Source organism: Bacillus sp. AFS015802 (assembly GCF_002561455.1).
In the GTDB taxonomy this organism is placed as follows: Bacteria; Bacillota; Bacilli; order Bacillales; family Bacillaceae_B; genus Rossellomorea.
Map to the genome: position 1 here is coordinate 1 of NZ_NTUP01000059.1, position 13,984 is coordinate 13,984.

17 protein-coding genes are annotated in these 13,984 nt (G+C 44.7%); 1 reads left to right on the forward strand and 16 read right to left on the reverse strand.

Annotated elements, in window-relative coordinates:
* Positions 1-86 precede the first annotated feature (86 nt).
* The 15 genes from recO to rpsU form a co-directional block, all read right to left on the reverse strand.
* Positions 87-839: a DNA repair protein RecO gene (gene recO, locus CN378_RS14715; RefSeq protein ID WP_098353090.1), complete on the reverse strand. Its 753-nt coding sequence runs from the start codon at positions 837-839 to the stop codon at positions 87-89.
* A gap of 45 nt (positions 840-884) precedes the next feature.
* The gene (locus tag CN378_RS14720; protein ID WP_098353091.1) at positions 885-1,028 is read right to left on the reverse strand and encodes a YqzL family protein; all 144 of its coding nucleotides are present in this window, start codon (positions 1,026-1,028) and stop codon (positions 885-887) included.
* Positions 1,029-1,134: 106 nt separating this feature from the next.
* Complete coding sequence (era, locus tag CN378_RS14725; RefSeq protein ID WP_098353093.1) at positions 1,135-2,055, reverse strand: GTPase Era; 921 nt, start codon at positions 2,053-2,055, stop codon at positions 1,135-1,137.
* Complete coding sequence (locus CN378_RS14730; RefSeq protein ID WP_034757514.1) at positions 2,048-2,446, reverse strand: cytidine deaminase; 399 nt, start codon at positions 2,444-2,446, stop codon at positions 2,048-2,050. Before CN378_RS14730 ends, era begins: the two co-directional genes overlap by 8 nt.
* A 241-nt stretch (positions 2,447-2,687) precedes the next feature.
* Complete coding sequence (locus CN378_RS14735; RefSeq protein WP_098353095.1) at positions 2,688-3,083, reverse strand: diacylglycerol kinase; 396 nt, start codon at positions 3,081-3,083, stop codon at positions 2,688-2,690.
* A complete protein-coding gene (gene ybeY / locus CN378_RS14740) occupies positions 3,058-3,531 on the reverse strand; it encodes an rRNA maturation RNase YbeY (RefSeq protein WP_098353097.1) in 474 nt (157 codons plus the stop codon). The genes CN378_RS14735 and ybeY overlap by 26 nt, the downstream gene beginning before the upstream one ends.
* Positions 3,532-3,533: 2 nt before the next feature.
* Positions 3,534-5,690: an HD family phosphohydrolase gene (locus CN378_RS14745; protein WP_098353099.1), complete on the reverse strand. Its 2,157-nt coding sequence runs from the start codon at positions 5,688-5,690 to the stop codon at positions 3,534-3,536.
* 173 nt (positions 5,691-5,863) lie between these two features.
* Entirely contained in the window at positions 5,864-6,823 is a 960-nt protein-coding gene (locus tag CN378_RS14750) for a PhoH family protein (protein WP_098353101.1), read from the reverse strand.
* Positions 6,824-6,826: 3 nt separating this feature from the next.
* On the reverse strand, positions 6,827-8,014 hold the full coding sequence (gene yqfD, locus CN378_RS14755; RefSeq protein ID WP_098353102.1) for a sporulation protein YqfD: 1,188 nt from the start codon (positions 8,012-8,014) through the stop codon (positions 6,827-6,829).
* A gap of 11 nt (positions 8,015-8,025) precedes the next feature.
* Positions 8,026-8,310 carry a sporulation protein YqfC gene (yqfC, locus tag CN378_RS14760; RefSeq protein WP_098353104.1) on the reverse strand — a complete coding sequence of 95 codons (285 nt, stop codon included), beginning with the start codon at positions 8,308-8,310 and terminating at the stop codon, positions 8,026-8,028.
* A gap of 57 nt (positions 8,311-8,367) precedes the next feature.
* Entirely contained in the window at positions 8,368-8,820 is a 453-nt protein-coding gene (locus CN378_RS14765; protein WP_098353106.1) for a hypothetical protein, read from the reverse strand.
* A 30-nt stretch (positions 8,821-8,850) separates the two neighbouring features.
* On the reverse strand, positions 8,851-9,846 hold the full coding sequence (gene floA, locus CN378_RS14770) for a flotillin-like protein FloA (RefSeq protein WP_098353341.1): 996 nt from the start codon (positions 9,844-9,846) through the stop codon (positions 8,851-8,853).
* A 28-nt stretch (positions 9,847-9,874) separates the two neighbouring features.
* The gene (locus tag CN378_RS14775) at positions 9,875-11,185 is read right to left on the reverse strand and encodes an NfeD family protein (protein WP_098353108.1); all 1,311 of its coding nucleotides are present in this window, start codon (positions 11,183-11,185) and stop codon (positions 9,875-9,877) included.
* Between the two features lie 154 nt (positions 11,186-11,339).
* Positions 11,340-11,786, reverse strand: a complete 447-nt coding sequence (locus CN378_RS14780; RefSeq protein WP_098353110.1) for a GatB/YqeY domain-containing protein — start codon at positions 11,784-11,786, stop codon at positions 11,340-11,342.
* A gap of 14 nt (positions 11,787-11,800) precedes the next feature.
* The gene (gene rpsU / locus CN378_RS14785) at positions 11,801-11,974 is read right to left on the reverse strand and encodes a 30S ribosomal protein S21 (RefSeq protein ID WP_032087602.1); all 174 of its coding nucleotides are present in this window, start codon (positions 11,972-11,974) and stop codon (positions 11,801-11,803) included.
* A gap of 330 nt (positions 11,975-12,304) precedes the next feature.
* On the opposite strand from rpsU, the gene CN378_RS14790 reads away from it, so the two are divergent.
* Complete coding sequence (locus CN378_RS14790; protein WP_098353112.1) at positions 12,305-13,237, forward strand: Na/Pi symporter; 933 nt, start codon at positions 12,305-12,307, stop codon at positions 13,235-13,237.
* A 35-nt stretch (positions 13,238-13,272) separates the two neighbouring features.
* Here the strand turns inward: CN378_RS14790 and deoC are convergent, their stop codons facing one another.
* Positions 13,273-13,944 (reverse strand): deoxyribose-phosphate aldolase, encoded by a 672-nt coding sequence (gene deoC / locus CN378_RS14795; RefSeq protein WP_098353114.1) that lies wholly within the window; start codon positions 13,942-13,944, stop codon positions 13,273-13,275.
* Positions 13,945-13,984: the final 40 nt, after the last annotated feature.

Here is a 13,984-nt window from a genome sequence, read left to right on the forward strand (position 1 = left end):
ACCTCGAGCCTCTAAGACCCCACAAAAAACAGGCCCATTCACAACCGTGAATGGGCCTTTCTAAATCACAAGCAGCATCTATTAAACTAGAATAAGTCCTTAAGGTTATCCATCTGATCTAAAAACCTTCTGGATTTTAGTGTCAGACCTGAGTTTTCATCGTAATAAGTCCGGATTACCCGCTTCAATTGACGTTTTGTTTCATCTTTTACCGAAATATTCCCCAATCGATTGAGATCGAAATAATAAAATACCCTCAAAAGCTTTACAGTACTTTGGGAGATCGGTAAATGATGAGGATCTTCACTGAGGCAACGATGACAGATAAATCCATTTTCCTTGAAGGAAAAGGCAAATTCACCATCGGTCTCCCCGCATACGGCACATCCGTTCAGATGAGGATACAACCCTAATACGGGGAGCATCTTCATCTCAAAAATATGCATGAGGATTTCCGGATCGTAGTCTTCATTCAGGTAGTGAAGAGTCTTATAAAGCAATTCAAACAGGAAAGGGTTCGGCTTGCGGTCCTCTGTCGCCTTATCAAGCAGGTCGACGATGTAAGTGGCGTAAGCGGTTTTGAACAGATCTTCCCTTACATGCCTGAGCGACTCAGCCATCTCTCCCTGTTGAAGAGTACCCAATCCGCTTCCCTTAATAAATAGGAAATAACCATATGTAAACAATTGTGAAATGGCGGATAGACGGCTATTAGGTTTCTTTGCCCCTCTAGCCATCAATCCAATCTTTCCGAATTCCCGTGTATATATGGTAACAATTTTGTTCGACTCACCGTAATGATTGGTTCGAATGACAATTCCTTCACACTTCTGCAGCATTTAGCCACCTCCCGATCTCTGCTTTCCCGGGTGATGACACACTTATCACGTTAAAGGAAAATCTACTTCCGCTGTTTCTTCTTCAAAGCTGTAAGGATCCTCGATGGTCTCCTTTTCAAGCTCCTTAAATAGGAGATAGGTATCTATACTACCCGTTTGCGAAAAAAATTTCCATGTTAAGTCTAACATAAAAAACCCACCTTTCTGGATTTAAACTAGCAAGACTTCATAAGCTTTCTTGTGATTAGAATGAACATATTCTCTCTAAAACATGTGGCCTAAATATTGTTAATTATCAATATTCGTCGTCGCTGAAACCAAAGTCACGAAGATTCGATGAACGGTTACGCCAATCCTTCTGTACTTTCACCCATAATTCAAGATACACTTTCGATCCCAACAGGTTTTCGATGTCTACCCTTGCGCGCTTTCCGACTTCCTTGAGCATGGATCCCTTTTTACCGATTACAATTCCCTTTTGGGAGTCCCTCTCCACTATGATGGTGGCAATGACGTCAATAAGGTCCTTCTCTTCCTTTTTCTCCATCTTATCGATCATGACCGCAATACTGTGGGGAATCTCTTCCCTGGTCAAGTGCAGGACCTTTTCACGGATCAGTTCTGAAACGATAAAACGTTCAGGATGGTCGGTTATCTGATCTGCAGGATAAAATTGAGGCCCTTCCGGTAACTGATCCTTCAGTAACTGAAGCAGCTGGTCCACGTTGTTTCCTTCCAGTGCGGAAATCGGGACAGTCGCCGCAAACGGAAACAGGTCATTGTATTGTTGGATCATCGGGAGCAGTGCATCCGGATGAATCTGGTCGATCTTGTTCAGGATGAGGAAGACCGGTGTTTTGACACCTTTCAGCTTCTCTATGATGAAATGATCACCTTTTCCCAAACCTTCTTCGACATTCACCATGAACAATATGACGTCCACTTCTTTTAAAGTGTTCTGAGCAATCTTCATCATGAAGTCTCCCAGTTTATGTTTCGGTTTGTGAATTCCGGGAGTATCGATGAATATCATCTGGGCATCATCTGTTGTGTACACTCCCTGAACTTTGTTACGTGTCGTTTGGGGCTTATCACTCATTATGGCGATCTTTTGACCGATGACCCGGTTCAGGAAAGTGGATTTCCCGACGTTCGGTCTTCCGATGATGGAGATAAAGCCTGATTTGTATTCTGTATTACTGCCTATATTATTCATTCAAATCCTCCGGTGAAAAAGCTCCAGGTAATAGTTCTGCTACGGTTAATTCTTCTACATCGCCTTTAAGGTTCGTCAGTACGACTTTCATTTCTTTCGGACATAGTTCGGAAATGACTTGTCGACATGCTCCACAAGGCGGAACAGGTCTTGCCGTGTCTGCCACAACCGCAATCATCGAATAGTCTGTGTCACCTTCTGAGTATGCTTTGAATAAAGCAGTCCTTTCAGCACAATTACACATGCTGTAAGCTGCATTTTCAATATTGCAGCCGTGATAGACCTTGCCATCCTTTGACAGAAGGGCCGCTCCCACCTTGAATTTACTATAGGGTACGTATGCTTTTTCTCTCGCTAGTTTCGCTTCTTGTATCAATTGTTCTGCATTCATTGATTGAACTCTCCTTTTAACCCTTACACATTCATTTTACTACAATTTTCATAAAAGAAAATGGGCTGTTATCATTTTGTAATAAAATAGTTAGATAATTCAAACTATTTATCGATTTTGTTCTTTGCTCCATATATTCTATACAAGTATAAGAACGTTTTCAAATGAATTAAAGGCTCCAGGGAAGAAATCACAGCATTTCGTCCCTGGAACCTTTATTTTCCGGCATCCCGGCTTCTTTTCACTGGAAAATAAGTTCCAAAACCCTTGGAAGAAAGATGATCGTCCCCACGATCGCGGTACATACTGCAAAGAGAAGCACCGCAGCAGAAGCAAGATCCTTCGCAGCCTTCGCAAGGGGATGGCACTCTTTGGTGGTCAGATCGACGGCCTTTTCAATCGCTGTATTCATCGTTTCCAGTGCGAGTACAGCAAAGACCAGGATGATCAGTATGATCCATTCCATGAGGGATACCTGAAGCATCCAGGCAAGGATGAAAACGACAATCCCCACACATGAATGAATCCTGAAATTCTGTTCCGTTGCCCAGACAGACTTGATCCCTTCCGCTGCATATCCAAAGGACTTTAAGAACCGGAATAAACCGAACTTAGTCTCTTTTGAGTCCATATTCATCCAGAATATCCTTTTGTCTCTTAAACATCCTCTTTTCCTCTTCTTCCTCCATATGGTCGTACCCTAATAAATGGAGGAAGCCGTGGAGGGCAAGAAAACCAAGCTCCCGGGAGACAGAATGATTATATTCTTCGGCCTGTTCTTTCGTCCGATCAATCGAAATGATGATATCCCCTAGGACGCGGGGAATCTCCCCCCCAATGATTTCGACCTCGTCTTCACCCAATTCCTCAAGGGCGAATGAAATCACATCGGTCGGCTGATCCTTATCCCGGTATTCCCGGTTGATTTCCTGGATTCGATCGTTGGTCACAACGGTCACGGACACTTCGCTGTCACCCTCGATCCCTTCTTTTTCAGCCGCAAAGTTCAGGATATTTTGAACCAGCTGTGTGTGTTCCTCCGTCAGAGTTTCTGTTTCATCGATAAAGTCGATCAATAATGTCATGCTTACTCTCCTTTTGCTTGAAGTTCCGGGTATTCAATCCTCGGATGGAAGATCCCATTTAACGTTTCACATAGGGACCTCTTCACTGTCTCCAACTGCTTCAGTGATATATCACATTCGTTGAACTGACCGTCCTGCAGGCGGTCCTGTACAATCGCATGAACCAGCTGCTGTATTTCTGCCTGGGTCGGGGATTTCTTTGACCTGACAGCCGCTTCCACGCTGTCGGCAATGCTGATGACGGCCGCTTCCCTCGTCTGTGGTTTAGGACCGGGATAGCGATATTCTTCTTCCTTAACATCTTTCCCTTGTTCCTTTGCCTTATAATAGAAAAATTTCAACAGGGTCGTTCCGTGATGCTGTTCGGCGATGTCGATTATTTCTTTGGGCAGCTTATACTTCCGGAGCATCTCTGCACCATCTGAAGCATGACTAATAATAACATCCCTGCTTGTTTCAGGCGAGACCCTGTCATGGGGATTTCCCATGTTCAGCTGATTTTCAATGAAGAAATGAGGCCGTTTCGATTTCCCGACATCATGATAGTAGCAGCCGACCCTCGCGAGTAATCCGTTAGCCCCGATGGCTTCACATGCGGCCTCTGCAAGATTTGCCACCATGACACTGTGATGATAGGTACCGGGGGCATCGGTCAACAGCTTCTTCAATAACGGCTGTGTCGGACTTGAAAGCTCGACCAGTCTCATGGAGGAAAGGATCCCGAAGCCCGCTTCAAAAAACGGAAGGAAACCGATCGTCAGGATGGAAGAGCTGATTCCTGATACAAGGGCAAACACAATGTAATACACATATTCACTATTTGAGTATGAAGTACCACTTAAAAGAATCAAAAAACCAAGTATAAGGATATTGACGAGAGCTACGTAAATTCCCGCCCTTAAAATATTCGAGCGCTGATTTCTGCTCACGAGAAAAAGGATTCCAGATACACCGCTGAATAACGTATAAATCGCAATTTCGATATCGACGGAACCTGAGAACTGCTGATGGAACACAATGCTTGAGCAGGCAGCAAGGATGAACACCATCATCATCGCAATCCGCTCATTCAACAGGATCCTTAATATCATCCCCGTGAATGCCGCAGGGAAAATGAAGGCAATATCATTGATTTCAAGTTGTCCCAATAGCCCTACGATCTTCATGATCAAAAGGGATATGACGAATACGATACTCGTCAGGATCAGGTAATTCTGCTTTCGTTCCTCCGTTACTTCGAGTGTATAGAAGAAATAATACAACGAACTGATCACAACGAGCACGAAGAGCGCCAGACCAACATAAGGCCTGAAGGAAAACGTATTTTCCACCATCCCCAATGACTTCAGGATACTGTATTTTTTAGGGGTGATCAGCTCCCCGTCTTCTACGATGACCCCGCCTTCGATGATTTCCACCTTCTCTACATTTGCCTCGGCGAGCTTCTTTAACTCATCCGTTTTTTCAGCATCATAGTAAAGGGTCGGCTCCAATGCGACTTTCCCCAATTTGACGGCAGCGGTGGATAAATCACCATTGAATGAATAGTTGGTGATCCGCTGTTCCAAGTTCAACTTCGCTTCATTTAATTCTTCCTCTTTCACCCCGTTTTCCATGATGATTTTCATTTGTGTGGAAACGATGGTCTCGACCCTCGACAAGTCATCTTCCGACGCATTCAAAAGGGTCTTTAACACGTCGTCACTGAGACTGTTGGTCACATTACTGTTTTTATCCTCTGGCAATTTGGCTTTAAGGAGCTTCAGCTGTTCATTTAGATCGGGAGTCGTAGGAGGCTTTAAATCTTCCTCCACCGCCTGCTCTTTCGTCTCTTTTTTTACTTCATAAACGCTTTCCATCAAGGAGTGAAGCAGTGAAATAGAGTTGTCGATCGCCCCTTCTTTCGGGGTGTACACATCCGCCACTTCCGCCTTCGCTTCTTCTTTCTTCTTAGCAGTGGCTTCCTCATCGACGAATTTCTTTGGCGCCCTTATCGTAGTGGGGGCATCTTCATATAAATGGATATCAAGCGTTTTCGGTTTTACATTTCCATATAGGACACCGAAGACAATGATGCCAAGCAGTACAAATAATAGATTGGTAAATAGCCGGTAGCTGAATAAGCTCCTTATCTTGAGTAATAATGGGTGAGTTTGCATAAAGAACCCCCTGTTATGTATAGACAATTTCTAATAGTACCTGTAGTAATTATGTAAAATCATAACAGTTTTTGTCTAATTTATCTATGTATAGCCCTATAAAAAAAGATTGATCCAAGGATTTGCCGGGCCATTTCAGGCTGGCATCAATCAATTGGATCAATCTCTTCTGTTTATTTTTCAATTGTTTCATAAGCATCGATGATTTTTGCGACCAGAGGATGACGGACCACATCGGCCTGGTCGAGGTAAATGAACGATACTCCTTTAACATCTTTTAATATTCGCTCGGAAGAAATCAACCCAGACTCGCTCCCCCTTGGTAAATCTACTTGAGAACGATCTCCCGTGATGATCATCTTTGAATCAAACCCAAGTCTGGTCAAGAACATTTTCATCTGGGCTTTGGTTGTATTCTGGGCCTCATCCAGAATCACAAACGCATCATCCAGTGTACGTCCCCTCATATATGCAAGAGGAGCGATCTCAATGGTCCCTCTCTCGATCAGACGGGCGGTATGCTCCGCTCCCAGTACATCATGCAGGGCATCATATAGTGGACGGAGATAAGGATCCACCTTCTCTTTCAAGTCACCCGGAAGAAACCCGAGGCTTTCTCCTGCTTCAACGGCCGGCCTCGTGAGGATGATCTTCTTGACCTGCCCATTCTTTAGGGCATGTACAGCCATGACGACGGCTAAATAGGTCTTCCCGGTACCGGCTGGCCCGATGCCGAACACCATATCATGCTTCTTGATGGCTTGGATGTATTGGCGCTGCCCGAGTGTTTTCACCCGGATCGATTTACCTTTGGCGTTCTTTGTTATCTCTTCATTGTACAACTCTGTAAAATATTCAAGCGTCCCTTGTCTGCCCATTTCAATGGCATAGTGGACGTCACGCTGGCCGATATTGATTCCTTTACGGATCACGGCCACCAGTCGATCCGAAATATCAAGAGCGAGACTTACATCTTCTTCCTTACCTGAAACCAGCAACTCTTCGCCTCTTGTTACGATCGAAACGTGTAATTCCTGTTCTATTAATTTTAGGTGAGAATCTGAAACACCGAACAAAGCAATGGCTTCGTTAGGGTTTTCAAGTTGTAATTTCATTAAGATTTCATCTGACATTCGTTAGTCTCCTTGAATAAGTGGTTGTCCTTCTGCAATATTTTCTATTACTTTGAAGTGGATGGTTAACCTAACTTTACCATTCTCGACCTTTTCTTGCAAAATTTTTTCCCCTCTGATTTCTGCATCTTCCGGGAGGGAGGACTCCAGGTTGCTTTTGGCAAGCTTTTTCGCGGCCTTGATGGCTTCGGATTTCGTATACGTCCTCTCTACATCCTCTTTTTCTTTTATGCTGCGGTCAATATAATACACGGGCAGCTCCCATTTCAGAAAACGCAGGGCCTTTTTATTTTCTTCCGTGACGACATTCTTAAATTCATTTTTCCCGAATCCCCATATCGGGATATTCACTGAACCGAAACCGATATAATGTTTTCTTTTCTCATTTCCGCTGAACACGATAAACCGTGACTTCAGCGGAAGTTCAACCGATGTCTTGTACCATGTCTCTCCCAGTATCTTCGCTTTAGCCGAGACGCCTTTAGGTTCTTTTTCATTCCCGATCAAACCGGATACGAGGAGCTGGCCTTTATTGACGTAATCATTGACGCTCACCTGGGGATCTCCTTCTTCGACGAACATGTTGGTAATGATCGCTTTCTTCTTGGCGACGATATGCTGCAGCCCCGTAGACTCGGGAGGTTCCGGTGCATTTTTTTCCACCACTTGAAAGTGAAAGGTTGTCCCTTGTAATTCCACCCCTACCCACGTGATATTATTCATCCTGTAGGATAACTCGCGCTGAATGTTTTCTACATCCGGGAGGTGAAACTGCATCTTGCCCTTTGACACCCCCATTTCCTTCAGTTCCTTTCTTATACTGTGCTCTGTCTGAGGGGAGGCACCCTTGATCTCTATTCCCCACACCATGTTGGAGAGGAGGAATACGATGACGAAGAATGCCAGTCCACCGATCATGAATCCCGCGTTTTTCAGGGATCGCTTGAACAGAAAAGGAACTCCCTGCCCTCTTAGAAATGTCACTTTACACCCGGATGCCCGAACCGCTCTTCGGAAGTTATGTACATCTTCTAAGGATAAGTAAAAGGTGATGGTCTCCGTTCCAGCTCTCTTCACATTCCAAATCGGGATATTAGCCCGCAGCAATTGATTGATGACGCGCTCGACTAGTCTGCCTTCCATTTTCACGAATACCTTTCCCCTTAGAAAGGTGAACCATTGATTCTTCAAATCCGTCCCTCCTATTGTTCTAAATAGATCACTTCTACGATCTTCCCCTGCAGGAGTATTTCTTCCGGAAGGATCATCTTGATGACAAATTGCTCTCCCTTTATTAACAGTTGACCCTGTTTCAGCAGAAGCCGAACCTCTCGATCCGTGAAGGTCAACAAACCCCGGTGGTTTTCTATATAGATATGAATTTGTCCAATCATTGTGACGCGAGGAAGGTCCATCATGACATCTTCGGGTAAATCCATCTTCTGTGTCACCCATTTACGCATATGGTGTAAAAAGCTTTTTGCCATAAAAAAAGAACCCCCTTTCATCTCATATTTATGAAATGAAAAGGGGTTTCATCACTGTTATTTTCGATGATGATGTTTTTTTGATCTTGGCGGCCCAAATACTTCTGAGAAAATGAATCCTTTGACGATATCATCCTCATTTTGAAAATCAATGAGGCGGCGTCCGTTATCCCGGATCTTCCTCGCTTTTGTTTGATGGGCTTCAAGCTTCCTCGAATACCGCTCTTCTTGCTTCTGGAGGCTTGAGTACGTTGATTCCGTTTCTCTCATCTTATCCTCCAAACGGGTCTGGATAGATGAGACAGCCTCTTTCACCGGCTCCTGGTATGACCGTGGTTCTCTCCGTCGTGTCCTCTCCCGCCCGGTATCCCTGCTTCTCTCAGGCTGGGAAGAAGCAGGTGAGGCGGTTTGAATCGGTTTCTGCCTCGGCTTATTGGAAGGCGGCTGTTTCACTTTATTGAATATGGAAGTGATGAGCCCGATCAATATAGCAATGATCAATGGTTCCATGGAGAAAACTCCTTTCTAAACAAAGGGAGATTACTTATCGCTCTTCGGATCGTTTTTATCCCCTGTAAGTTTTCCGATCGAGTCCCTCATCTCTGTATCCGCATCGATGTTCTTAAGGTTCATATAGTCCATCACACCGATGTTGCCGGACCTGAGTGCTTCAGCCATGGCAAGTGGTACTTCTGCCTCGGCCTCCACTACCTTCGCTCTCATTTCCTCTACTCTCGCTTTCATTTCCTGCTCATTCGCAACAGCCATCGCTCTTCTTTCTTCCGCTTTAGCCTGTGCGATATTTTTATCCGCTTCCGCTTGCTCTGTTTGCAGTTCCGCCCCGATATTCTTGCCGATATCAACGTCCGCGATATCTATCGAGAGAATCTCGAAGGCCGTTCCTGCGTCCAAGCCCTTTGAAAGGACCGTTTGAGAAATAAGATCGGGGTTTTCAAGTACTTTCTTATGGTTGTCGGATGAACCGATCGTCGAAACGATCCCTTCCCCTACACGGGCAACGATCGTTTCTTCACCGGCACCCCCGACAAGGCGGTCAATATTCGCACGGACCGTAATCCGCGCTTTCGCTTTCACTTCAATTCCATCCATTGCAACACCCGCGATGAATGGAGTCTCGATCACTTTAGGGTTAACGCTCATTTGCACCGCTTCAAGCACGTCACGACCTGCAAGGTCAATGGCAGCACAGCGTTCAAACGTCAATTCAATATTTGCACGATGGGCTGCGATCAATGCGTTGACCACCCGGTCGACATTCCCTCCGGCAAGATAGTGACTCTCAAGCTGATTGATCGTGACGGTAATTCCGGCTTTATGCGCTTTGATCAGCGGATTGATGACGCGGCTCGGAATGACACGTCTAAGCCTCATCCCCACCAGTGTGAAAATGCTGATCCTCACGCCTGCAGCGATTGCCGAAATCCACAGCATCACTGGTACAAATGTAAATAAAACAGCTAACACAATTATGCCCACCACGATGGCAACGAGCAGTAAAATGGTACTTGGTCCTATAACCATAATGTCTTACCTCCTGAAAAATTTATGAAATGTCTCTGACTACAATCCTTGAACCTTCCACTTTCACAATCTTAATCCTTTCATTGGCTTTGATAAAGCCGCCCTCGGTCACGGCATCGATTCTTTCATCATCGACAATCACGGTACCGGATGGTCTTAAAGGTGTTTTGGTCACTCCTTCTTTCCCGATCAGGTCCAATCGATTGGCATTTGATACATATCCGCTTTCTGTACTGGTAGAATCTTTTAAAATGATTTTGTTAAAAAATTTCATTTTTTTACCAAACACCTTTACAAAGATAATCATGGTCGCAACGGCAATCAGCAACGCGATCAGAAGAGATATCCCCATTTGCATCATATCGCCCCCAGCCAGCATAATACTTGCAAGGATCGCTCCGATTCCGAGCCCTCCGGCTATTCCACCCGGGAGGAAAAACTCTGCCACTACGAGAATAATACCAATGACGAAGAGAATGATGGTTTCATATCCCGCAAGCCCGGCAACCAAGTGTCCATAAAAGAATAATACAAGGGAAATCAAGCCGATAGAACCGGCGATTCCAAAACCTGGTGAATACAGCTCCACAATCAATCCAAGACTCGCCAATGAAAGCAGGATCGGAACCACCACAGGATTGGTTATGAATCGTGCAAGCTTCTCTGCAAAGGTCTCTTCGACATTGACAACAGAAGAGGGATCGACACCAATGGTTTTATATAACTCATCCAGGTTCCTAACGGTGCCTTCTGAGTAGCCGACTTGCTTGGCTTCTTTAGAGCCGAGAGTCAAGAGCTCCCCTTTCTCGATACCCAATTCCTCGATTTCTACCGATTCATCCGCCATGGCCAAAGCATACTGAGGATCTCTTCCGTTTGATTCAGCCGCACTTTTCATGGCGGACAGCCAGTAGCTTTGAGCCTTCTTATCGGCTGCATTCCCCGCCTGGTCGATCACAGCAGCTGCACCCATCTGTCCATTTGGGACCATATAGATTTCATCAGCATGAAGGGAGATGAATGCTCCGGCTGAAAGCGCATGGTCGTTTACAAAGGCAATCGTTTTCGTGTCGATGCCGTCCAGAAGCTGCCCGATATCACCGGCTGCATCCACCAATCCCCCGGGTGTATCGATATCAAATATAATCAGTTCGGCATTGTGATCCTCTGCATCTTTGATGGCCCTTTCCAAAAATGCATGAAGACCCCTTTCGACCTCTTTTTGAATGGGAATCACGTATACCTTTTCTGAATCAGCAGCAGAACCGATCAAAGGCTGTGTAAAGGTGCACCCAAGGATCAGCATCCATAATACAAGTATACCTTTTCTCAATGTAACCCCCTCATTTCAGGTGAATATTCCTTGATACTCTATGTACGTATGACCTATTAAAGAAGTTTCATCTTTTTCCAGAAAAATATTCTCAAACTTCCACACAGATTTTAAAAAAACCGGAAAGCTTCACAGCCTTCCGGTTTCTTTAATCTTATGATAGATGTTGAAGAACAAGTTTGTTGACGAGAGCCCCATCGGCTTTCCCTTTTAATTTAGGCATGATTGCTCCCATCACTTTGCCCATGTCGGCTTTAGAAGTAGCACCTGTCTCCGCTACCGTCTGTTGGACGATGGCAGAAACTTCTTCTTCTGAAAGCTGTTTAGGCATATATATTTCGACGTAAGTCAGTTCTGTTTGAATTTTTTCAACGAGGTCATCGCGACCAGCGTTTTGAAATTCCTGGAGGGAGTCTTTCCGTTGCTTCACTTCTCGAGAAAGGACAGTCAACTCTTCGTCTTCAGAGAGTTCCTGCTTCCCATGTTTGATGGCTTCATTTTGAAGTGAAGCCTTTAGCATGCGGATAACGGAAAGCTTCTCTTTTTCTTTATTTTTCATCGCTTGTTTCATATCATCATTTAAACGATTGAGAAGACTCATACTTACACCCTCTCTTAGAACTTACGCTTTCTTGCAGCTTCTGATTTCTTTTTGCGTTTTACGCTTGGCTTTTCATAAAATTCGCGCTTTCTAAACTCTTGTAAAGTTCCTGTTTTAGAAACTGAGCGTTTGAAGCGACGAAGAGCATCTTCAAGCGATTCGTTTTTACGAACAACTGTTTTTGACATCTCTCTTTCCCTCCCTCCGAACACACTACACTTACATGTTCAAGTCAAGAAATGGTTTGTACCAATTTCTTAAGACGCAAGGATCGCGCCCTTTACTTCACCAATAGGTTATGGCTTTGCCCTTGGATCATTGTCACAAGGGGACAGAAAGTGTATGTCTTTCTTGAATGGATCCTTTGATCATATAAAGAAATCCATGTACTTTGCCATTATAATATATGATATGTGATAGGTCAACAATTTATCATAAAACACTCATATAAATAGGCATGTCTCATTGATTTTCTCAATACATTTGTATAAAGCAGGCAGGTTTTCAGGAGGAATTCAATGATTTTACATGGGATCGCCTTTATTTTTTTCATTTTATGTTTTTTGTTGGGGATGACATGGCTGCGGTCGGGGCTCTTCAATATTGCAAACCGGAAAATAAAGAAATGGCTCCATTATTTAACGAATACCCCTACTAAGGGTGTACTGACAGGTATGATTGTGACGGCCTTTATCCACAGTAGCTCTGCCGTCATGGTGCTCACTGTCGGACTGGCTTCTTCCGGCTTGATTCCGTTCAGGCAGACAATCGGGATCATGCTCGGATCAAATATCGGGACGACATTCACCCTTGAGATGTTCACTCTGGATATGAATTATCTTATCGTTCCATCCATGATCATCGGATGCATATTATATTTCTTCCGCTCCCCCTCCATCCGGAGTACTGGGATGATCTGCATCGGATTCGGTCTCATCTTCACATCTATACGTGCGATTCAGTGGTTAGCCACCCCATTGACTACACACGAAGCCTTGCGCACGTATATCATGGAGGTGAATGAGCATATCGTATTCGCATTGTTGGTTGGTTGTGTGTTGACGGCGATCATTCAATCCAGTACCGTTGTGACAGGGGTGACGATGGGATTTCTGGCTGCAGGCTCCATCGACCTCCATGCCGGAATCGCGATTATGCTCGGTGCCAACGTCGGCACGTGCATCACGGCCTTTATCGCTAGCATCGGTGGAGGGAACCAGGCAAAGCTGACGGCATATGCCCATATTTGGCTTAACGTTTTGGGGGTCGCTCTTTTTATCCCCTTCATCCCGATACTTGCCCTTTCGGTTCAATCATTAGCGGATTCACCCGATCTGCAATTGGCCCACGCAAGTGTCATATTCAATCTTTTATGTTCCCTGCTGGTTCTTCCATTCGCGGGTCGATTTGCCCGGTTGATTGAACACATGCATCTCCACAAAAAAAGCTGAACGGGTATCCTTCTCCCCATTCAGCTTTTTCCCTATTAATAATCTGAATCGCTTGTCAACCCTTGTACGATTTTCACGCCTGAGCTTGCTCCCAGACGAGTAGCCCCTGCTTCGATCATCGCTTGTGCATCTTCAGCTGAGCGTACGCCTCCTGAAGCTTTCACACCGATATCAGGTCCAACGGTTTTTCTCATAAGAGCGATATCTTCTACAGTCGCCCCTCCTGTAGAGAATCCTGTAGATGTTTTCACATAATCTGCTCCGGCTTCTACAGCTAATTGGCAGGCCTTCACTTTTTCTTCGTCCGTCAGCAGGCACGTTTCAATGATCACTTTTGAAAGTGCTTTACCTTTAGATGCTGCTACAACAGCTTCGATATCGCGTTTAACCAGTTCATGGTCGCCACTTTTCAGTGCACCGATATTGATGACCATATCGACCTCTGTGGCACCCTTTTCGATGGCATCTTTTGTTTCGAATGCTTTTGTTTCAGGTGTAGAAGCCCCTAACGGGAACCCGATCACCGTACATACTTTCACTTCTGTACCGCTCAATAATTCACTTGAATATTGTACCCAAGTCGGGTTTACGCACACAGAAGCAAATTTGAATTCTTTTGCTTCCTGGCAGAGTACCTCCACTTGGTCTTTGGTTGATTCAGGTTTAAGTAAAGTATGATCGATCATACTTGCAATGTTCGTAGTCATTCATTATCTCTCCTTTAACAGTTGTCCGTACCTCTCTTAT